The sequence below is a fragment of the Streptomyces sp. NPDC004721 genome (assembly GCF_053601495.1).
Window position 1 is genome coordinate 115,819 of the sequence record NZ_JBSGBZ010000005.1, and the last position, 19,788, is coordinate 135,606.

Consider the following 19,788-nt stretch of genomic DNA (forward strand, 5'->3'; position numbering starts at 1 on the left):
CGCCGCGCTGTGGGGCGCGGTGGCGGGCGCGTCGCTGCCGCGGGCCGCGTACCGGTTCTCCGTCCCGTCGGGAGAGCCGTGGCGCGAGCGCTGCCCGGGCGGACATCCGGTACGCGGCTGGATCGGTCGCGGGCGATGCGTGCAGTGCACCACCAACTCGACCGCCACCTTTGCCGGTAACCCGGCCGCCACGCCCGCTGGCGATCCGGCCGCGACCCCCGCCGACGACCCGGCCGCCACCTCTGCCGGTAACTCGGCTGCCACCCCCGTCGGCAGTCCGGCCGCCACGCCCGCTGGCGATCCGGCCGCCACCCCTGCGGGTGCCCCGGCCGCGACCCCCGCCAGTAACTCGGCCGCCACCTCTGCCGGTAACCCGGCTGCCGCATCCGTTGGCGAGTCGGCCGCCACGCCCGCCGACGACCCGGCCGCCACCTCTGCCGGTAACTCGGCTGCCACCCCCGTCGGCAGTCCGGCCGCCACGCCGGCTGGCGATCCGGCCGCCACCCCTGCGGGTGCCCCGGCCGCACCCCCCGTCGCCGATCCGGCCACCACCCCGGCCACCACCCCCGCCCGCCCCCACGCCTCCTACGGCCCCCGCACCCTGCCGGCAGCCGCTGCCACCGCCCTCGTCTGCGCAGCCCTCGCCGCCGTCACCGGTGGCCGGCCCGAACTCGCCGTCTGGCTGCTGCTCGCGCCGGTCGGTGTGCTGCTCGCGGTGGTCGACTTCCGGGTGCGGCGGCTGCCCGACGTGCTGACCCTGCCCCTCGCGGGCGCCGCCCTCGCGCTCCTCGGCCTGGCCGCCCTGGTCCCCGGGCACGCCGGCCACTGGCCGACCGCGCTGTACGGCGCCCTCGCGCTCGGCGGCGGCTACTTCGTGCTGTTCCTCGTCAACCCCGCCGGGATGGGGTTCGGCGACGTGAAGCTGGCCCTCGGGGCGGGCGCCGTCCTCGGCTGGTACGGCTGGCCCGTCGTCCTGCTGGGCACCTTCGCCGGTTTCCTGTTCGGCGCGCTGTACGGCGGCGCCCTCGTCGTCGTACGGCGGGCCGGGCGCAAGACGGCCATCCCGTTCGGGCCGTTTCTGATCGCGGGGGCGTTCGCCGGGGTCCTGATCGGCGCGTACGGAACCTGAGGTCAGCATCGCGAAACGGCTGACGTAGGCTGGTTCGGTCTGTCCACAACCCCTTACGAATCCTGCGAAAGGGACGCCGGTGACCGAGAAGGCCGACCTCACATCTCCTGATGTCACAGCCGTCCTCGACCGTGCCGCCGCGGGCGGACGGATCACCCCCGAGGAAGCGCTCGACCTCTACCGCCACGCGCCGCTGCACGCGCTGGGCGCCGCCGCCGACGCCGTGCGCCGCCGCAAGTACGCGGGCACCGAGCACATCGCGACGTACATCATCGAGCGCAACATCAACTACACGAACGTGTGCGTCACCGCGTGCAGGTTCTGCGCCTTCTACGCCGCCCCCAAGGACGTCGAGAAGGGGTGGACCCGCGACCTCGACGACATCCTGCGGCGCTGCGCCGAGACCGTCGAACTCGGCGGCACGCAGATCATGTTCCAGGGCGGCCACCACCCGGACTACGGCGTCGAGTACTACGAGAAGCACTTCAGCGCCATCAAGGAGGCCTTCCCGCAGCTGGTGATCCACTCGCTGGGTGCCTCCGAGGTGGACCACATGGCGCGGATCTCTGGTGTGTCGGTGGAGGAGGCCATCACGCGCATCCACGAGGCCGGCCTGGACTCCTTCGCCGGCGCCGGCGCCGAGTTGCTGCCGGAGCGGCCGCGCAAGGCCATCGCCCCGCTGAAGGAGTCCGGGGAGCGCTGGCTGGAGATCATGGAGGCCGCGCACCGGCTGGGCGTGGAGTCCACCTCGACGATGCTCATGGGTACCGGTGAGACGAACGCCGAGCGGATCGAGCACCTGCGGATGATCCGTGACGTGCAGGACCGCACCGGCGGCTTCCGGGCGTTCATCCCGTACACCTACCAGCCGGAGAACAACCACCTGAAGGGCCGTACGCAGGCCACCCTCTTCGAGTACCTGCGGATGATCGCGATCGCGCGCCTCTTCCTCGACAACGTGATGCACATCCAGGGCTCCTGGCTGACCACGGGCAAGGAGGTCGGCCAGCTGACACTGCACTACGGCGCCGACGACCTGGGCTCGATCATGCTCGAGGAGAACGTCGTGTCGTCGGCCGGCGCCAAGCACCGCTCCAACCGGATGGAGATCATCGAGCTCATCCGGAAGGCGGGGCGGGTTCCGGCGCAGCGGGCGACGACGTACGAGCACCTCGTCGTCCACGACGACCCGGCGAACGACCCGGTCGACGACCGCGTGATGTCCCACATCTCGTCGACGGCGATCGCGGGCGGGACGGCCCACCCCGAGTTGAAGCTGCTCGCCCCCAACTGAGGTACGGGTGCTGACGATTCACGCGGCGGACGAGGTCCGCGCCGACTGGGACGCGGAACCGGTCGAGGGCGGTGCGGTCGCCGTCGAGGGCGCCCGGGTCGCGGCCGTGGGGACGCTCGCCGAGCTGGAGCGGCGGTTTCCGCACGCGCGCGTGCGGCGCTGGCCGGGCGTGCTCGGGCCCGCGCGCGTCCACGAAGGGCCGCTGCCCGACGCGCCGAGTCCGCGCGAGCGTGTGCACGCGGTTCTCAAGCTCGGCGCGACGGCCGTCCTCGCCGGGCACGCGGACGCGCCCGGACTGCGGGAGGCCGCAGCCCGGAACGACGTCGCCGTCCTTGCCGGACCCCGGCCGGCGGCGGTGGTGGAGGGCGGCCGTGCCGACCTCGCCGTCTTCGACGGCGGCGGCGCCTGCCTCGCCACCGTGTGCGCGGGGCGCCTGGTGCACCGCAGACGCTGAGGCCGCCCGCCTCGGCCGCCGAGCGCCCGCCTCGGCCGCCGAGCGCCCGCCTCAGCCGCCGAACTCCCGGGCGAACGCCCCCGGCTTCTGCCTTACGCCGCTGCAGTCGGTCGCCGCGTCCTCCCGGGACGGGACGCCCTTCTCGCACTGCCGGTCGCGGAAGGTGGACCACATCGAGACCCAGGCGATCCGCTTCTCCTCGGCGAAGGACCGCACCTGGGCCGCGTCCTCGAGCGTGAAGGTCTCGCCTGGGATGTCGTTGGCGCCGATCATCGAGGTGAGCGCCATGCCCTCCCAGGCGGCGGCGTTCGACAACCCGAAGACCTTCTGCAGCTGGGTGTGGGCGGCCTTCGCGGCGGTGAGGGCGTAGTCGCCCATGTCGCCGGTGTAGGACTCGGCGTAGTTCATGGTCATGAGGTTGACGGTCGAGACCTGCACGTCGTGCACGTTCGCGGACTCCAGCAGCGCCAGACCGTGGGAGTCCAGCCCGGACGGCATGACGGGCAGGGTGAAGGACACCTCCAGCCCGGGGCGCTGCTTCTGCAGCCGCGCGATCGCCCGCGAGCGCAGGTCGACGGAGGCGGAGTCGGTCAGCGTGCGGCCCTCGATGTCGAAGTCGGCCTGGGTCGAGCCCGCCGCGTCCAGGGCCTTCCCGTACGCGTCCGCCAGCGCGGAGGCGTTCCCACAGGTCGTCGCCAGCTCCTTGCCGGAGGCCCCGCCGAAGGAGACGCGCACCGTGGCGCCGGACTTCCTCAGCTTCCCGATCCGGGACTTCACCTCGGCGTCGTCCATCCCGGACATGCCGTCCCACCGCGGTGTGCAGTCACTGCCGCCGGAGATGACGAAGGCGAGGTTGTACGTCTCGGGCGAGCCCGCGGAGTCGGTGCCCGTGGCCGTCGTCGCGCTCACGTACGGGGCGTACGAGGTGCTGGACTCCGAGGCTTTGGGGGCCGCGTCGGAGGTGCCGTCGGACATCGAGGAGCAGCCCGTGGCGGCCAGGGCGAACAGGCAGGTGAGCCCGGCCACCGGCGTCAGGAAACTCCTCATTGCGCATGCACCAGCCCTCGTGATGTCCGTCCTGGAAGCCAAACACAGCGGGATCCCGGACCGGAGAGCGCCTGCCCTCGGACCGGGAACCGCGTTCCGAGCCTGCCATCGAAAGCCGTGCCGCCGGGGCACTTCCGTCAAGCGCCACCCCCGCCTGCCACAATGGGCCGGTGACCCGCGCATCCCTGGAGAAGCAGCCGCACGACGTCGCCTCGATGTTCGACGACGTGGCGGAACGGTACGACCTGACCAACGACGTGCTGTCCCTGGGGCAGGACCGGCGGTGGCGGAAGGAGGTCGCCAGGGCGGTCGACGCCCGGCCCGCGCAGAAGATCCTCGATCTCGCCGCCGGCACGGCCACCTCCTCGCTGCCCTTCACTCGCGCCGGCGCCTACGTCGTCCCCTGCGACTTCTCGCTCGGGATGCTCCGGGTCGGCAAGCAGCGGCACGCCTGGCTGCCGTTCACGGCGGGCGACGCGACGCGGCTGCCGTTCAAGGACGACACCTTCGACGCCGTCACCATCTCCTTCGGGCTGCGCAACGTGCAGGACACCGAGACGGCCCTGAGCGAGATGTACCGGGTGACCCGGCCCGGCGGCCGCGTGGTCATCTGCGAGTTCTCGCACCCCACCTGGGCGCCGTTCCGCACCGTCTACACCGAGTACCTGATGCGCGCCCTGCCGCCCGTGGCGCGCGCGGTGTCCTCCAACCCGGACGCGTACGTCTACCTCGCCGAGTCCATCCGGGCCTGGCCCGACCAGCCCGCGCTGGCCGGGCTGCTGCGCACGGCCGGCTGGTCGAAGGTGGCCTGGCGCAATCTCAGCGGCGGGATCGTGTCCCTGCACCGGGGTTTCAAGGACTGACGGCCGCGCGGGCCGTCACACGGGACTGACCGCGTACGGATCGTCCGGTTCGTCGACTTCGCGCTGGAGACCGCCCGTGGGCGGCCGCGGGACGCGCGGCTCGCGGACCCCTCCGCCGCCCTCGCCCGTGCCGAAGTCGAACCACACGTACACCATGGAGTCCCGTGGCACCTCGGCACCGGGCTGCGGGTACTGGCGGACGACGTAGTCGACGACTGCGAGATGGAAGTCCGGGCGGTCCGGCGCATTGAGGAACAGGCCCTGGGCGCGGGCGGCCTCGCGCGCGTCCACGGCCATCAGCCCGACCAGGCGCGGCACGCGTACTTCGGGTGTCTTGGGTGTTATGAACACAGACGTCACCCCCAGCGGTACTGGCAGGGTAACCGGCCAGGGGTGCCACCCGGAAGCGCCAAGTGCCTTTCTGTGACAGTCGATTACACAAGGTAATCGGTCGCGGTCACAGCTCCAGCCGGTAGCAGTGCCCCTGCCGCTGCGACACCGGCGTCATGAAGGTCTGCGCAAGCCGCATGCCGAGGCGCTCGGTGACCGCGATGGAGCGCTTGTTGCGGGAGTCGACCATGGCCACCACGCTCGTCAGGCCGGTCGCGCGCAGCCGCTCCAGGGTCATGTGGGCCGCCGCCGTGACGTATCCGCGGCCCCAGTGTTCGCGGCCGAGCCGCCAGCCGATCTCGATCTCGCCGGTGGGGCCCCAGTCCCGCTCCCACGGCTGGGCGCCGGTGAAGCCGATGACGCGGCCGGTCTCGTCGAGCATCGTCCACAGGCAGAAGCCGCGTTCGGCGTCGTGCCGCCGCTGACGGGCGGTGAGTTCCTCGTAGACGGAAAGCTCCGCGGGACTGCCGCCGTGGAACTCCATGACGTCCGGGTCGGCGAAGATCCGGTGCCAGGCCACGGCGTCCTCATCGGTGGGCACACGCAGACGTACGACGGGGAGAGCTCGGTTCACGGGGCAGCCCTTCAGCCGGGTGATCAATTCTCCTGCATAGACTGCCCATGTCCAGTGCCGGTCGGCACGCAGATTCCGAACCTTGGGGAGATCCCGCTGTGACCGTGACTGAGCCCCTCTCCGAGAACACCGCCGATGTGATCGTCGTGGGCGCGGGGCCGGCCGGGTCCACCACCGCCTACCACCTCGCCCGGGCCGGACTCGACGTACTCCTGTTGGAGAAGACCGAGTTCCCGCGGGAGAAGGTCTGCGGCGACGGCCTCACCCCGCGCGCCGTCAAGCAACTCGTCGCGATGGGCATCGACATCTCCGAGGAAGCCGGCTGGCTGCGCAACAAGGGCCTGAGGATCATCGGCGGAGGCGTCCGCCTCCAGCTCGACTGGCCCGACCTCGCCTCCTTCCCGGACTACGGACTCGTGCGCAAGCGCGACGACTTCGACGAGCAGCTCGCCCGGCAGGCGCAGAAGGCGGGGGCGCGGCTGTTCGAGCGCTGCAACGTGTCCGCGCCGCTCGTCGACGACCGCACCGGCCGCATCACCGGGGTCAAGGCCAAACTGGGTGAGGAGAAGCGCGAGGTCACCTTCCACGCGCCGCTCGTCGTCGCCGCCGACGGCAACTCCACCCGGCTGTCCCTGGCGATGGGCCTGCACCGCCGCGAGGACCGCCCGATGGGCGTCGCGGTGCGCACCTACTTCACCAGCCCGCGCCACGACGACGACTACCTGGAGTCCTGGCTGGAGCTGTGGGACCGGCGCGGCCCCCAGGACCGGCTGCTGCCCGGCTACGGCTGGATCTTCGGCATGGGCGACGGCACCTCCAACGTCGGCCTGGGCGTGCTCAACACCTCCGATTCCTTCAAGGAACTGGACTGGCGCGAGGTGCTCAAGGCCTGGTGCGCGTCGATGCCCGAGGACTGGGGCTACACCCCGGACAACATGACCGGCCCGATCCGCGGCGCCGCCCTGCCCATGGCCTTCAACCGCCAGCCCCACTACACGCGGGGCCTGCTGCTCGTCGGCGACGCGGGCGGTCTGGTCAACCCCTTCAACGGCGAGGGCATCGCCTATGCGATGGAGTCCGGCCAGCTCGCCGCCGACGTCATCGTCCAGGCCCACTCGCGGGCCACCCCGGCGCAGCGCGAACTCGCCCTGCGGCGCTACCCGCGCGTCCTGAAGGACACCTACGGCGGCTACTACACGCTGGGCCGCGCCTTCGTGAAGCTCATCGGCAACCCGAAGGTCATGCAGATCGCCGCCCAGCGCGGGCTGACCCACCCGGTGCTGATGAAGTTCACCCTCAAGCTCCTGGCCAACCTCACCGACCCGACGGGCGGCGACGCGATGGACCGCATCATCAACGGCCTGAGCAAGGTGGCCCCGAAGGCGTGAGCACACGCGGGCACGACGTCGGGGCCGGCTCGCCTTCGAGCCGGCCCCGGCCGTGTCATACGGGGTGAAGCGGGCGAATCGGGAACGACGGAAGGGCCGCTGCCCCCGAGCGGCTGCGGCCCTTCAGTCCGTTACGGCTGTCCGCGGGCGTCCTCAGAGCACCCGGACCGCGCCGGACGGCGGGTCGTAGGACAGCGGACGCTCGACGACGCCCGTGGACGGGTTCTGCGCACCGACGAACATACCGTTACCGACGTAGATACCCACGTGGTACGCGCTGCCCGCGCCGCCCCAGTAGAGGATGTCGCCGGGCTGGAGGTTGGACAGCGACACCTGAGTGCCGGCGGTCGACTGGTCCTGGGAGACGCGAGGCAGGCTGATGCCGACCTGCTTGAAGGCGGTCTGCACCAGTCCGGAGCAGTCGTAGGCGGACGGGCCGGTGGCGCCGGAGACGTAGGCCTTGCCGACCTGGGACTTGACGAACGAGACCACCGACGCGGCCGAACCGGTCGACGCGGACACGCTCGTGGAGGTGCCGCCGACGCTCGCCGAGGCGGTGAGCGTGGGCCGCTCGGCCGTGCGCGAGGCCCGCTCGGCGGCGGCCTTGCGGGCGGCGTCGGCGGCCTTCTTCCGGGCGGCCTCTGCCTTCTTGCGGGCGGCCTCTGCCTTCTTCTTGGCGTCGGCCAGGTCCGCCTTGGCCTGCTTGGCGGCATTTGCGGCGGCCGCGTCGCGCTCGGCGCCCAGCCGGTAGTTGGCGGCGGCCTGCTCCGTGGCCTCCGCCGACTGGGCCACCTGGGCGGCCAGGTCGGAGGTCAGCGTGGGCAGTTCGAGGGTCTGGGTCACCGGCTCGGCGGCGTTGGCCGACGAGGCCGACGTGCCGGCCACTGCCAGGGTGCCGAGGACGCCGCCGGCAACTCCGGCCCGCATCGCGACTCTCGACGCGCTACGGCGTGGCTTCCGGTGGCTGCGTATGTGAGCGGTGTGGGACATGGGAACAACCGGTACCAGGGGCTCCTTCATATCTTCAAGGAACGTGTGGTGCGCCACATTTGCTCAACGAGGCGGCCAAATCCCAGGGCCGAGTTTCCTTATTGACGCCGTAACGGACATTGCGGGCGCGCGCGATCATGCCTTTGATCATGGTCTTTCGCTGTTACGCCCGAATTGCCCTCGGCCTACCATCCGTGCGGATCATTGGCCAAGCCCGACTCTCAGGCTCCTCTCATGAACGTGACGGAGGTCACGGAACGGTCACCATGTCGCGGCCCGTCCGTGCGATGGACTCACTGGTCCCATTTGTCACTTGAGTCCCATTGGTGAAACTGCGCCCGAGAAGCCTCTCCGATCGCACATCCGGCTTGTGAACGGGTGAACGCGTCCACATCTCGCGTCGCCGTCCCTCTGATGTGTGAAAAGCAGGCCCATATCAAGGTCTTGACATTGTTCGCCACTTTGCGTCAGACGCCGGGTATCTGATAGTGCACACCCCCTCCGACCTGCAATTACGAGGTAAAATGTGACCAGTAGTGATCACACAGGTGCTTCGCGTGCGAAGATCACCGCTCATCCGACTTGATGATCGTTCGTCAGGTGGTGGAGATCACAAAGCTCATGCAATACCCCGTGTCGCAGATCACAGAGCGTCGGGCATAAGATGCGAGGCAGTTGGGCTTGTGACCTGCTTCACATGTTCTCGATCTTGGCCGGACGAGCCGGGAACAGGGGGACGGGTGAGGCAGCCGTGGGCCCAGCGACCGCCAGCAGTCAGTGCCGACTGAGAGGAGCGAGGAGCGGTGAACGCATATGCGCCCATCCTCGTACTGGGAGCCCTCGGGGCAGGCTTTGCGATCTTCTCCGTGGTCATGGCCACGCTGATCGGACCGAAGCGGTACAACCGCGCCAAACTCGAGGCATACGAGTGCGGTATCGAGCCGACCCCCACGCCGGCCGGCGGCGGGCGCTTTCCCATCAAGTACTACCTGACGGCGATGCTCTTCATCGTCTTCGACATCGAGATCGTCTTCCTCTACCCGTGGGCCGTCAGCTTCGACGCCCTGGGTGTTTTCGGGCTCGTGGAGATGCTGCTCTTCGTGCTCACCGTCTTCGTCGCGTACGCGTACGTATGGCGGCGCGGCGGCCTGGAATGGGACTGAGGGGCCTTTAACGACATGGGACTCGAAGAAAAGCTGCCGAGCGGCTTCCTGCTGACCACCGTCGAGCAGGCCGCGGGCTGGGTGCGCAAGGCGTCCGTCTTTCCGGCCACCTTCGGCCTCGCCTGCTGCGCGATCGAGATGATGACCACCGGCGCCGGCCGCTACGACCTGGCGCGCTTCGGCATGGAGGTCTTCCGCGGTTCGCCCCGTCAGGCGGACCTGATGATCGTGGCCGGCCGGGTCAGCCAGAAGATGGCGCCGGTCCTCCGGCAGGTCTACGACCAGATGCCCAACCCCAAGTGGGTGATCTCGATGGGCGTGTGCGCCTCCTCGGGCGGCATGTTCAACAACTACGCGATCGTCCAGGGCGTCGACCACATCGTCCCGGTCGACATCTACCTGCCGGGCTGTCCGCCGCGGCCCGAGATGTTGATGGACGCGATCCTCAAGCTGCACCAGAAGATCCAGTCCACCAAGCTCGGCGTGAACGCCGAGGAGGCCGCCCGCGAGGCGGAGGAGGCCGCGCTCAAGGCCCTGCCCACGATCGAGATGAAGGGGCTGCTGCGATGAGCGACGGACACGGCAAGGACGTCAACGGGTCCGCGAACGGGGTGAACCCCGAGAAGGACCTGTCCGCCGACAACCTCCCCGGCCAGCGCGGCCAGGGCGGCGAGGAGATCCGCGTCCAGCGCGGCATGTTCGGGGCCAACAACGGCGGCGACACCTCCGGATACGGCGGCCTGGTCCGCTCGGTCCGGCTCCCGGGACCGGCGAGCCGTCCCTACGGCGGCCCGGGCGGATGCTTCGACGAGATCGCCGACGAACTCGAGGGCGCGCTGGAGGAGCAGGGCCTCCTCCCGGAGAACGCGATCGAGAAGACGGTCGTCGACCGCGGCGAACTGACCTTCCACATCGAACGCGAGCACCTGGTGCGCGTCGCCCGCACCCTGCGCGACGACCCCGCCCTGCGCTTCGAGTTGTGCACCGGCGTCAGCGGTGTCCACTACCCGCACGACAAGGGCCGCGAGCTGCACGCCGTGTACCACCTGCGCTCGATCACCCACAACCGGCTGGTCCGCCTGGAGGTCAGCGCCCCCGACGCCGACCCGCACATCCCGTCGCTGGTCCCCGTCTACCCGACCAACGACTGGCACGAGCGCGAGACGTACGACTTCTTCGGGATCGTCTTCGACGGCCACCCGGCCCTGACGCGGATCATGATGCCGGACGACTGGCAGGGCCATCCGCAGCGCAAGGACTACCCCCTCGGCGGCATCCCCGTCGAGTACAAGGGCGCCCAGATCCCGGCTCCGGACCAGCGGAGGTCGTACTCATGAGCACGCACACCCCGTCGTCGGCCTCCGCGCGCGAGACCACCGAGGGCACGGTCTACACGGTCACCGGTGGCGACTGGGACGAGGTCGCCCGGTCCGCGGCCCGCGCCGACGACGAGCGCATCGTCGTCAACATGGGCCCCCAGCACCCGTCCACCCACGGCGTGCTCCGGCTGATCCTGGAGATCGACGGCGAGACGGTCACCGAGGCCCGCTGCGGCATCGGCTATCTGCACACCGGCATCGAGAAGAACCTCGAATACCGCACGTGGACGCAGGGCACCACCTTCGTCACGCGCATGGACTACCTGACGTCCTTCTTCAACGAGACCGCCTACTGCCTCGCCGTCGAGAAACTCCTCGGCATCGAGGACCAGATCACCGAGCGCGCCAAGATCATCCGGGTACTCCTGATGGAGCTGAACCGGCTCTCCTCCCACCTGGTGTGCATCGCCACCGGCGGTATGGAACTGGGCGCCACCACGATCATGATCTACGGATTCCGTGATCGTGAAATGATTCTCGACCTCTACGAGCTCATCACGGGCCTGCGGATGAACCACGCGTACATCCGGCCCGGCGGACTCGCCCAGGACCTGCCGCCCGGCGCGGTGGACCAGATCCGCGAGTTCGTGAAGAAGATGACGAAGAACCTCCCGGAGTACGACAAGCTCGCCACCGGGAACCCCATCTTCAAGGCCCGTATGCAGGACGTCGGCTACCTCGACCTGGCCGGCTGCATGGCCCTCGGCGCCACCGGCCCGATCCTGCGTTCCACCGGCCTGCCGCACGACCTGCGCAAGACGCAGCCCTACTGCGGCTACGAGACGTACGACTTCGACATCCCGACCGCCGACACCTGCGACTCCTACGGCCGCTTCCTGATCCGCCTGGAGGAGATGCGCCAGTCGCTCAGGATCGTCGAGCAGTGCCTGGACCGGCTGGAGCCGGGCCCGGTCATGGTCGCCGACAAGAAGATCGCCTGGCCCGCGCAGCTCGCCCTGGGACCGGACGGACTCGGCAACTCCCTCGACCACATCAAGAAGATCATGGGCACCTCCATGGAGGCCCTGATCCACCACTTCAAGCTGGTCACCGAGGGCTTCCGCGTCCCGCCGGGGCAGGCGTACGCGGCGGTCGAGTCGCCCAAGGGCGAACTCGGGGTGCACGTCGTCTCCGACGGAGGCACCCGCCCGTACCGGGTCCACTTCCGGGACCCGTCCTTCACCAACCTTCAGGCGATGGCGGCGATGTGCGAGGGCGGCCAGGTCGCCGACGTCATCGTCGCCGTCGCGTCCATCGACCCCGTGATGGGAGGCGTCGACCGGTGACCACCAGTTCTTCGGAGCAGGGCGTCAGCCTGGGCATGCCCGAACTGCCCGCGCCCGACTACCCGGACGACGTCCGCACCCGGCTCGAGCGGGACGCGCGCGAGATCATCGCCCGCTACCCGGACTCCCGGTCCGCTCTCCTTCCGCTGCTGCACCTGGTGCAGTCGGAGGAGGGCCACGTCACGCGCACCGGAATGCGGTTCTGCGCGGACGTGCTCGGCCTGACCACGGCCGAGGTCACCGCGGTCGCCACCTTCTACACCATGTACCGGCGCAAGCCGTCGGGTGACTACCAGGTGGGCGTCTGCACCAACACCCTGTGCGCCGTGATGGGCGGCGACGCCATCTTCGAGGCTCTCCAGGAGCACCTCGGCGTCGGCAACGGCGAGACCACCGACGACGGCAAGGTCACGCTGGAGCACATCGAGTGCAACGCGGCCTGCGACTACGCGCCGGTCGTGATGGTCAACTGGGAGTTCTTCGACAACCAGAACCCGGCGAGCGTCAAGCGCATGGTCGACGACCTGCGCGCGGGACGGCCGGTGACGCCCACGCGCGGCGCGCCCCTGTGCACGTTCAAGGAGACCGCCCGGATCCTGGCGGGCTTCCCCGACGAGCGCGAAGGGGCGACGGAGGCCGGCGGCAGCGCGGGACCCGCCTCGCTGGTGGGCCTCCGCCTGGCCAAGGGGGAGGCCGCACCCGCGCGCGTGGTCCACCCGCGCGACGGCGGACCGCAGGACGCGGCCGTGCACCAGCCGTCGCCGGCCGAGCACCTGAGCTCGCACGACGCGCCGCAGGCCACATCGGCCTCCGATCCGTCCCATCCGCAGGGACCCGTCGGAGACGTCGGAGAGGAGGGGGAGGGATGACCTTGGCACCGGAAATCGACGAGAGCAGCCCCGAGAAGCTTCTCGTACCCGTGCTGTCGGCCTTCTGGGACGAGGACAGGTCCTGGACGCTGGACGTGTACCGGAGGCACGAGGGGTACGAGGGACTCCGCAAGGCGCTCGCCATGTCGCCGGACGACGTGATCGCGTACGTCAAGGACTCCGGTCTGCGCGGCCGCGGCGGCGCGGGGTTCCCCACGGGAATGAAGTGGCAGTTCATTCCCCAGGGCGACGGCAAGCCGCACTATCTTGTTGTCAACGCCGACGAATCGGAGCCCGGGACCTGCAAGGACATCCCGCTCCTCTTCGCGAACCCGCACAGCCTCATCGAGGGCATCGTCATCGCGTGCTACGCCATCAGGTCGTCGCATGCCTTCATCTATCTGCGGGGTGAAGTCGTCCCCGTACTGCGGCGGTTGCACGAGGCCGTGCGCGAGGCCTACGCGGCCGGCTACCTCGGCGAGAACATCCTGGGCAGCGGCCTCGACCTCGACCTCACCGTGCACGCCGGCGCCGGCGCGTACATCTGCGGTGAGGAGACCGCGCTGCTGGACTCGCTCGAAGGCCGCCGTGGTCAACCGCGGCTGCGTCCTCCCTTCCCCGCCGTCGCGGGCCTCTACGCGTGCCCGACTGTGGTGAACAACGTCGAGTCCATCGCGTCGGTTCCCGCGATCCTGCACAACGGCAAGGACTGGTTCCGGTCGATGGGCAGCGAGAAGTCCCCCGGCTTCACGCTGTACTCGCTCAGCGGCCATGTCGCCAACCCCGGCCAGTACGAGGCCCCGCTCGGCATCACGCTGCGTCAGCTGCTCGACATGAGCGGCGGCATGCGCCCCGGGCACCGGCTGAAGTTCTGGACGCCGGGCGGCTCCTCGACGCCGATGTTCACCGACGAGCACCTCGACGTGCCGCTCGACTACGAGGGCGTGGGCGCCGCGGGCTCGATGCTCGGCACCAAGGCCCTCCAGTGCTTCGACGAGACGACCTGCGTGGTGCGGGCGGTGACCCGGTGGACCGAGTTCTATGCCCACGAGTCCTGCGGCAAGTGCACGCCGTGCCGTGAAGGAACGTACTGGCTGGTGCAGTTGATGCGGGACATCGAGGCCGGCAAGGGCGTCATGTCCGACCTCGACAAGCTGAACGACATCGCCGACAACATCAACGGCAAGTCCTTCTGCGCCCTCGGTGACGGTGCCGCTTCCCCGATCTTCTCCTCCCTGAAGTTCTTCCGCGAGGAGTACGAGCAGCACATCACGGGCCGGGGCTGCCCCTTCGACCCGGCCAAGTCCACGGCCTGGGCCGATCGCACGGAGGTGAACCCATGACCGTGACCACCAACGCTCCCGCGGGCGGGGGAGAGGCGGCGGTCCCGCCGGAAGATCTCGTGACGCTGACGATCGACGGGGCCGAGATCAGCGTGCCCAAGGGCACCCTGGTCATCCGGGCCGCCGAAGAGCTCGGCATCGAGATCCCCCGGTTCTGCGACCACCCCCTCCTCGACCCGGCCGGCGCCTGCCGCCAGTGCATCGTCGAGGTCGAGGGCCAGCGCAAGCCGATGGCCTCCTGCACGATCACCTGCACGGACGGGATGGTCGTCAAGACCCAGCTCACCTCGCCGGTCGCCGAGAAGGCCCAGCACGGTGTGATGGAGCTGCTGCTCATCAACCACCCGCTGGACTGCCCGGTCTGCGACAAGGGCGGCGAGTGCCCGCTGCAGAACCAGGCCATGTCGCACGGCAACGCCGAATCCCGCTTCGAGGGCAGGAAGCGGACCTACGAGAAGCCCGTGCCGATCTCCACACAGGTGCTGCTCGACCGGGAGCGGTGCGTGCTGTGCGCCCGCTGCACCCGGTTCTCCAACCAGGTCGCCGGCGACCCGATGATCGAGCTGATCGAGCGGGGCGCGCTCCAGCAGGTCGGCACCGGCGAGGGCGACCCCTTCGAGTCGTACTTCTCCGGCAACACCATCCAGATCTGCCCCGTCGGGGCGCTCACCTCGGCGGCGTACCGCTTCCGCTCCCGCCCGTTCGACCTGGTCTCCTCGCCGTCGGTGTGCGAGCACTGCTCGGGCGGCTGCGCCACCCGCACCGACCACCGGCGCGGCAAGGTCATGCGGCGGCTCGCCGCCAACGACCCCGAGGTCAACGAGGAGTGGATCTGCGACAAGGGGCGCTTCGCGTTCCGGTACGCGCAGATGAAGGACCGGCTGACCACGCCCCTGGTGCGCAACCCCGAGGGCGAGCTGGTGTCGGCGTCCTGGCCGGAGGCACTGGAGATCGCCGCCCAGGGCCTGCTCGCCTCCCGCGGGCGGACCGGTGTCCTCACCGGCGGTCGGCTCACCGTCGAGGACGCCTACGCCTACTGCAAGTTCGCGCGCGTGGCGCTGGACACCAACGACATCGACTTCCGCGCGCGCGTGCACAGCGCCGAGGAGGCCGACTTCCTCGCCTCCCGGATCGCCGGCCGCGGCCGGGACCTCGACGGCAGCGGTGTCACGTACACCGCGCTGGAGAAGGCGCCCGCCGTGCTGCTCGTCGGGTTCGAGTCCGAGGAGGAGGCACCCGGCGTCTTCCTCCGGCTGCGCAAGGCCTGGCGCAAGCACGGGCAGAAGGTGTTCGCACTGGCCACGCACGCCACGCGGGGCCTGGAGAAGGCGGGCGGCACCCTGCTGCCGGCCGCGCCGGGCACCGAGAACGAGTGGCTGGACGCGCTGGCGGGCGGCGTCGGACTGGAGGACGACGGCACCCGGGCCGCCGAGGCCCTGCGGGCCGAGGGCTCGGTCATCGTCGTCGGCGAGCGGCTCGCCGGGGTGGCCGGCGGCCCGACCGCCGCCGTACGGGCCGCCGCCGCGACCGGCGCACAGCTGGTGTGGATCCCGCGCCGGGCCGGTGAGCGCGGTGCCGTCGAGGCCGGCGCGCTGCCGTCGCTGCTGCCGGGCGGGCGTCCGGCCACCGACCCGCGTGCGCGGGAGGAGGTCGCCGCGCTCTGGGGCGTCGCCGAACTCCCGCACCGCTACGGCCGCGACACCGGGCAGATCGTCGAGGCCGTGGCCGCGGGCCAGCTCCAGGCCCTGCTCGTCGCCGGAGTGGAGGTCGCCGACCTGCCCGATCCGGCACGCGCGCGTGCGGCCCTCTCCGAGGCGGGTTTCGTGGTGTCGCTCGAGCTGCGGCCCAGCGAGGTCACCGAACACGCGGACGTCGTCCTGCCCGTCGCCGCCGTCGCCGAGAAGGCCGGCACCTTCCTCAACTGGGAGGGCAGGGTCCGCTTCTTCGAGGCCGCGCTCAAGCCGGAGCAGATGACGCGCACCCTGTCGCCCACCGACGCGCGCGTGCTGCAGATGCTGGCCGACGCCATGGACGTCCACCTGGGCCTGCCGGACCTGCGGACCGTGCGCGCGGAACTGGACCGGCTGGGTGCCTGGACCGGACCGCGCGCCGACGACCCGGTGCACAGCGCGGGCGCGACGCCGCGCCCGGCCGCCGGGGAGGCTCTGCTCGCGGGTCACCGGCTGCTGCTCGACCAGGGTGTCCTGCAGGAGGGCGACGAGGCGCTGGCCGGGACCCGGCACGCCGCACGCGCACGCGTGTCGGCCGCCACGGCCGCCGAGGCGGGCGTCGCGGACTCCGCCGCGCTCGCCGTGACCGGTCCCGCCGGCACGGTCGAACTCCCGCTGGAGATCACCGAGATGCCCGACCGGGTGGTGTGGCTCCCGCTGAACTCCGTCGGCGGGGGCGTCGCCTCCGACACCGGGGCGCTGCCCGGCTCCCTCGTCCGCATCGGCCCGGCGACGTCCTCGACCGAGGCCCCCAAGGAGGTGGAGGCATGAGTCCGTACCTCGCCGCTGAGAACCTGTCGATGTTCGGCACCGATCCCTGGTGGCTGGTCGTCGTCAAGGCGGTGTTCTGCTTCGCCTTCCTGATGGTGACGGTGCTGTTCTCCATCGTCTGGGAGCGCAAGGTCGTCGCCTGGATGCAGCTGCGCGTCGGCCCCAACCGGAATGGGCCCTGGGGCATGCTCCAGTCGCTCGCCGACGGCGTGAAGCTCATGCTCAAGGAGGACGTCGTCGTCAAGCGCGCGGACAAGGTGGTCTACGTCCTCGCGCCGATCGTCGCGGCCATCCCGGCCTTCATGGCGATCGCCGTGATCCCCTTCGGACCGGCGAACAACGAGATCTCGATCTTCGGCCACCGCACCGCGATGCAACTGACCGACCTGCCGATCGCGATGCTCTACATCCTCGCGGTCGCCTCCGTCGGCATCTACGGCATCGTGCTGGCGGGCTGGAGCTCCGGATCGACCTACCCGCTCCTGGGCGGACTGCGGTCCTGCGCGCAGATGATCTCCTACGAGATCGCCATGGGCGCCGCGTTCGCCTCGGTCTTCCTGTACTCGGGCTCGATGTCGACGTCGACGATCGTCGAGCAGCAGCACGACCGCTGGTACATCCTGCTGCTGCCGGTCTCCTTCATCCTCTACATCGTCACGATGGTCGGGGAGACCAACCGCGCGCCGTTCGACATGCCGGAGTCCGAGGGCGACCTGGTCGGCGGCTTCAACACCGAGTACTCGTCGATCAAGTTCGCGATGTTCATGCTCGCCGAGTACGTGAACATGGTGACGGTCTCCGCGGTGTCGACCACGCTCTTCCTGGGCGGCTGGCGGGCCCCCTGGCCGATCAGCACCTTCTGGGAGGGCGCCAACCACGGCTGGTGGCCGCTGCTCTGGTTCGTGATCAAGGTCCAGCTGTTGCTGTTCTTCTTCATCTGGCTGCGCGGCACGCTCCCGCGGGTCCGCTACGACCAGCTGATGAAGCTCGGCTGGAAGGTCCTCATCCCGGTCTCCGTGGTCTGGCTGATGCTCGTCGCGACCGTCCGGGTCCTGCGCAACGAGAACTACGGCTTCGCCGACATCGCCCTCTATGTCGTCGGTGCCGTACTGACGGTGCTGGTCCTGTCCTTCGTCGCCGACATGTTCCGTCAGCGGACGAAGACCGCCGAGCAGCCCGAGGCCGAGCCGGCCGCCTTCGACGCGATGGCCGGCGGATTCCCCGTACCGCCGCTGCCGGGGCAGGAGCTGCCGCCGGTGCCGCGGCGCCGCTCGCGCCGCGAGCGGGAGTTGATTGTCAGTGGCGGGTCGGACACTGCCAGTGACGGACCTCTGGATGGAAAGGAGGCGTCCGATGGCTGAGGAGCCCAAGGAGACCAAACCCGGTTTCCTGAACCCCGTCGCCGGCTTCGGCGTGACCTTCAAGGCCATGTTCAAGAAGCGGCTGACCGAGCAGTACCCGGAGCAGCAGAAGACCACGGCTCCGCGCTTCCACGGACGGCACCAGCTCAACCGCCATCCGGACGGCCTGGAGAAGTGCGTCGGCTGCGAGCTGTGCGCCTGGGCCTGCCCCGCCGACGCCATCTACGTGGAGGGCGCCGACAACACCGACGAGGAGCGCTACTCGCCGGGCGAGCGGTACGGCCGCGTCTACCAGATCAACTACGCCCGCTGCATCCTGTGCGGCCTGTGCATCGAGGCGTGTCCCACGCGCGCGCTGACGATGACCAACGAGTTCGAACTGGCCGACTCCAGCCGCGCCAACCTCATCTACACCAAGGAGCAGCTGCTCGCCGGTCTCGAAGAGGGCATGGTCGACACACCGCACGCCATCTACCCGGGGACGGACGAGCACGACTACTACCGGGGCCTGGTGACGGAGGCCGCGCCCGGCACGGTGCGCCAGGTCGCGGTCTCCAAGGGCGAACAGGGCCAGATGGCAGGCCCTTCGGACGCGGCGGAAGAACAGGGGGCTGACGCATGAGCGCGCAGCTCGCCGCCTACTCCACCTCCACCGGAGAGGCCTTCCAGTTCTGGGTGCTCGGCACCGTCGCGGTGCTCGGCGCCCTGTGCACCGTCTTCATGAAGAGGGCCGTGCACAGCGCGCTGTGCCTGGCCGCCACCATGATCGTCCTGGCGATCTTCTACCTCACCAACGGCGCCTACTTCCTGGGCATCGTGCAGATCGTCGTCTACACCGGCGCGATCATGATGCTGTTCCTGTTCGTGGTGATGCTCGTCGGCGTGACCGCGGCGGACTCCCTGAAGGAGACCATCAAGGGCCAGCGCTGGCTGGCTCTGCTGTGCGGGCTCGGCTTCGGCATCCTGCTGATCGCGGGCATCGCCAACGCCTCCCTGAAGGAGTTCAACGGCACCGGCAAGGCCAACGCGGGCGGCAACGTGGAGGGCCTGGCCTCCCTCCTGTTCACCCGCTACGTCTTCGCCTTCGAACTCACCGGCGCGCTGCTGATCACGGCCACCGTCGGCGCCATGGTGCTCACCCACCGGGAGCGCACCGAGCGGGCCAGGACCCAGCGCGAGCTGGCCGAGCAGCGCGTGCGCGAGGGACGGCACGTACCGCCGCTGCCGGCGCCCGGCGTCTACGCCCGGCACAACGCCGTGGACATCGCCGGACTGCTGCCCGACGGCACCCCGTCCGAGCTCACCGTCAGCAAGACGCTGCGCGAGCGCGGGCAGATCCGTGACGTCTCGGCCGAGGCACTCAACGACCTCAAGGCCCTGGAGCAGCGCGCCGCGGAACGCCTGGAGCGCACCGCGATCGAGCCGACGGCCTTCAAGCGGCCCGAGGAGGCGTCGAAGTGAACCCTGTGAACTACCTCTATCTCGCCGCCCTGCTGTTCACGATCGGCGCCACCGGCGTGCTGATCCGGCGCAACGCCATCGTGGTCTTCATGTGCATCGAGTTGATGCTGAACGCCTGCAACCTCGCGCTCGTCACCTTCTCGCGGATGCACGGCAACCTCGACGGCCAGATCATCGCGTTCTTCACGATGGTCGTCGCCGCGGCGGAGGTCGTGGTCGGGCTCGCGATCATCGTGTCGGTGTTCCGTTCCCGTCACTCGGCCTCGGTCGACGACGCCAGCCTGATGAAGCTGTAA

19 protein-coding genes and 1 pseudogene are annotated in these 19,788 nt (G+C 70.0%); 16 read left to right on the forward strand and 4 right to left on the reverse strand.

The window, feature by feature from the left end:
* Positions 1 to 583: 583 nt before the first annotated feature.
* From ACWEK3_RS06055 to ACWEK3_RS06065, 3 genes and pseudogenes are all read left to right on the forward strand, one after another.
* A pseudogene (locus ACWEK3_RS06055) lies at positions 584 to 1,129 on the forward strand (prepilin peptidase); the annotation flags it as partial.
* 79 nt (positions 1,130 to 1,208) lie between these two features.
* The gene (mqnC, locus tag ACWEK3_RS06060) at positions 1,209 to 2,423 is read left to right on the forward strand and encodes a cyclic dehypoxanthinyl futalosine synthase (protein WP_361418169.1); all 1,215 of its coding nucleotides are present in this window, start codon (positions 1,209 to 1,211) and stop codon (positions 2,421 to 2,423) included.
* A 7-nt stretch (positions 2,424 to 2,430) separates the two neighbouring features.
* The gene (locus ACWEK3_RS06065; protein ID WP_361418166.1) at positions 2,431 to 2,877 is read left to right on the forward strand and encodes an imidazolonepropionase-like domain-containing protein; all 447 of its coding nucleotides are present in this window, start codon (positions 2,431 to 2,433) and stop codon (positions 2,875 to 2,877) included.
* Between the two features lie 51 nt (positions 2,878 to 2,928).
* Here the strand turns inward: ACWEK3_RS06065 and ACWEK3_RS06070 are convergent, their stop codons facing one another.
* A complete protein-coding gene (locus tag ACWEK3_RS06070; RefSeq protein ID WP_450540642.1) occupies positions 2,929 to 3,924 on the reverse strand; it encodes a chitinase in 996 nt (331 codons plus the stop codon).
* 170 nt (positions 3,925 to 4,094) lie between these two features.
* Here ACWEK3_RS06070 and ACWEK3_RS06075 point away from each other — a divergent pair, with 170 nt between their 5' ends.
* Positions 4,095 to 4,787, forward strand: coding sequence for a demethylmenaquinone methyltransferase (locus ACWEK3_RS06075; protein WP_376551064.1), 693 nt, complete (start codon positions 4,095 to 4,097; stop codon positions 4,785 to 4,787).
* A gap of 15 nt (positions 4,788 to 4,802) precedes the next feature.
* Here the strand turns inward: ACWEK3_RS06075 and ACWEK3_RS06080 are convergent, their stop codons facing one another.
* Positions 4,803 to 5,138 (reverse strand): PASTA domain-containing protein, encoded by a 336-nt coding sequence (locus tag ACWEK3_RS06080; protein WP_450540644.1) that lies wholly within the window; start codon positions 5,136 to 5,138, stop codon positions 4,803 to 4,805.
* A 106-nt stretch (positions 5,139 to 5,244) separates the two neighbouring features.
* Positions 5,245 to 5,751: a GNAT family N-acetyltransferase gene (locus ACWEK3_RS06085; protein ID WP_365416646.1), complete on the reverse strand. Its 507-nt coding sequence runs from the start codon at positions 5,749 to 5,751 to the stop codon at positions 5,245 to 5,247.
* Positions 5,752 to 5,798: 47 nt separating this feature from the next.
* Between ACWEK3_RS06085 and ACWEK3_RS06090 the strand changes: the two genes are divergently transcribed.
* A complete protein-coding gene (locus ACWEK3_RS06090) occupies positions 5,799 to 7,139 on the forward strand; it encodes a geranylgeranyl reductase family protein (protein ID WP_361418153.1) in 1,341 nt (446 codons plus the stop codon).
* Positions 7,140 to 7,292: 153 nt separating this feature from the next.
* Here ACWEK3_RS06090 and ACWEK3_RS06095 read toward each other — a convergent pair whose 3' ends face one another.
* Positions 7,293 to 8,129: a C40 family peptidase gene (locus ACWEK3_RS06095; RefSeq protein WP_450540646.1), complete on the reverse strand. Its 837-nt coding sequence runs from the start codon at positions 8,127 to 8,129 to the stop codon at positions 7,293 to 7,295.
* 803 nt (positions 8,130 to 8,932) lie between these two features.
* Between ACWEK3_RS06095 and ACWEK3_RS06100 the strand changes: the two genes are divergently transcribed.
* Genes ACWEK3_RS06100 through nuoK form a run of 11 tightly spaced genes read left to right on the forward strand, consistent with a single transcriptional unit; the run spans position 8,933 to position 19,788 of the window.
* A complete protein-coding gene (locus tag ACWEK3_RS06100; RefSeq protein WP_100569667.1) occupies positions 8,933 to 9,292 on the forward strand; it encodes an NADH-quinone oxidoreductase subunit A in 360 nt (119 codons plus the stop codon).
* Between the two features lie 15 nt (positions 9,293 to 9,307).
* A complete protein-coding gene (locus tag ACWEK3_RS06105) occupies positions 9,308 to 9,862 on the forward strand; it encodes a NuoB/complex I 20 kDa subunit family protein (protein WP_009190037.1) in 555 nt (184 codons plus the stop codon).
* Positions 9,859 to 10,629, forward strand: a complete 771-nt coding sequence (locus ACWEK3_RS06110) for an NADH-quinone oxidoreductase subunit C (RefSeq protein WP_361418147.1) — start codon at positions 9,859 to 9,861, stop codon at positions 10,627 to 10,629. The genes ACWEK3_RS06105 and ACWEK3_RS06110 overlap by 4 nt, the downstream gene beginning before the upstream one ends.
* The gene (locus ACWEK3_RS06115) at positions 10,626 to 11,957 is read left to right on the forward strand and encodes an NADH-quinone oxidoreductase subunit D (protein WP_361418145.1); all 1,332 of its coding nucleotides are present in this window, start codon (positions 10,626 to 10,628) and stop codon (positions 11,955 to 11,957) included. Before ACWEK3_RS06110 ends, ACWEK3_RS06115 begins: the two co-directional genes overlap by 4 nt.
* Positions 11,954 to 12,826, forward strand: coding sequence for an NADH-quinone oxidoreductase subunit NuoE (nuoE, locus tag ACWEK3_RS06120; RefSeq protein ID WP_450540649.1), 873 nt, complete (start codon positions 11,954 to 11,956; stop codon positions 12,824 to 12,826). The genes ACWEK3_RS06115 and nuoE overlap by 4 nt, the downstream gene beginning before the upstream one ends.
* Positions 12,823 to 14,169 (forward strand): NADH-quinone oxidoreductase subunit NuoF, encoded by a 1,347-nt coding sequence (gene nuoF / locus ACWEK3_RS06125; RefSeq protein ID WP_361418139.1) that lies wholly within the window; start codon positions 12,823 to 12,825, stop codon positions 14,167 to 14,169. The genes nuoE and nuoF overlap by 4 nt, the downstream gene beginning before the upstream one ends.
* Positions 14,166 to 16,670 (forward strand): NADH-quinone oxidoreductase subunit G, encoded by a 2,505-nt coding sequence (locus ACWEK3_RS06130; RefSeq protein WP_450540651.1) that lies wholly within the window; start codon positions 14,166 to 14,168, stop codon positions 16,668 to 16,670. The genes nuoF and ACWEK3_RS06130 overlap by 4 nt, the downstream gene beginning before the upstream one ends.
* Positions 16,667 to 18,031 carry an NADH-quinone oxidoreductase subunit NuoH gene (nuoH, locus tag ACWEK3_RS06135; RefSeq protein ID WP_361418133.1) on the forward strand — a complete coding sequence of 455 codons (1,365 nt, stop codon included), beginning with the start codon at positions 16,667 to 16,669 and terminating at the stop codon, positions 18,029 to 18,031. Before ACWEK3_RS06130 ends, nuoH begins: the two co-directional genes overlap by 4 nt.
* Positions 18,024 to 18,653, forward strand: a complete 630-nt coding sequence (gene nuoI, locus ACWEK3_RS06140; protein WP_453249053.1) for an NADH-quinone oxidoreductase subunit NuoI — start codon at positions 18,024 to 18,026, stop codon at positions 18,651 to 18,653. The genes nuoH and nuoI overlap by 8 nt, the downstream gene beginning before the upstream one ends.
* Positions 18,650 to 19,492: an NADH-quinone oxidoreductase subunit J gene (locus ACWEK3_RS06145; protein WP_450540656.1), complete on the forward strand. Its 843-nt coding sequence runs from the start codon at positions 18,650 to 18,652 to the stop codon at positions 19,490 to 19,492. The genes nuoI and ACWEK3_RS06145 overlap by 4 nt, the downstream gene beginning before the upstream one ends.
* Entirely contained in the window at positions 19,489 to 19,788 is a 300-nt protein-coding gene (nuoK, locus tag ACWEK3_RS06150) for an NADH-quinone oxidoreductase subunit NuoK (RefSeq protein ID WP_100569676.1), read from the forward strand. Before ACWEK3_RS06145 ends, nuoK begins: the two co-directional genes overlap by 4 nt.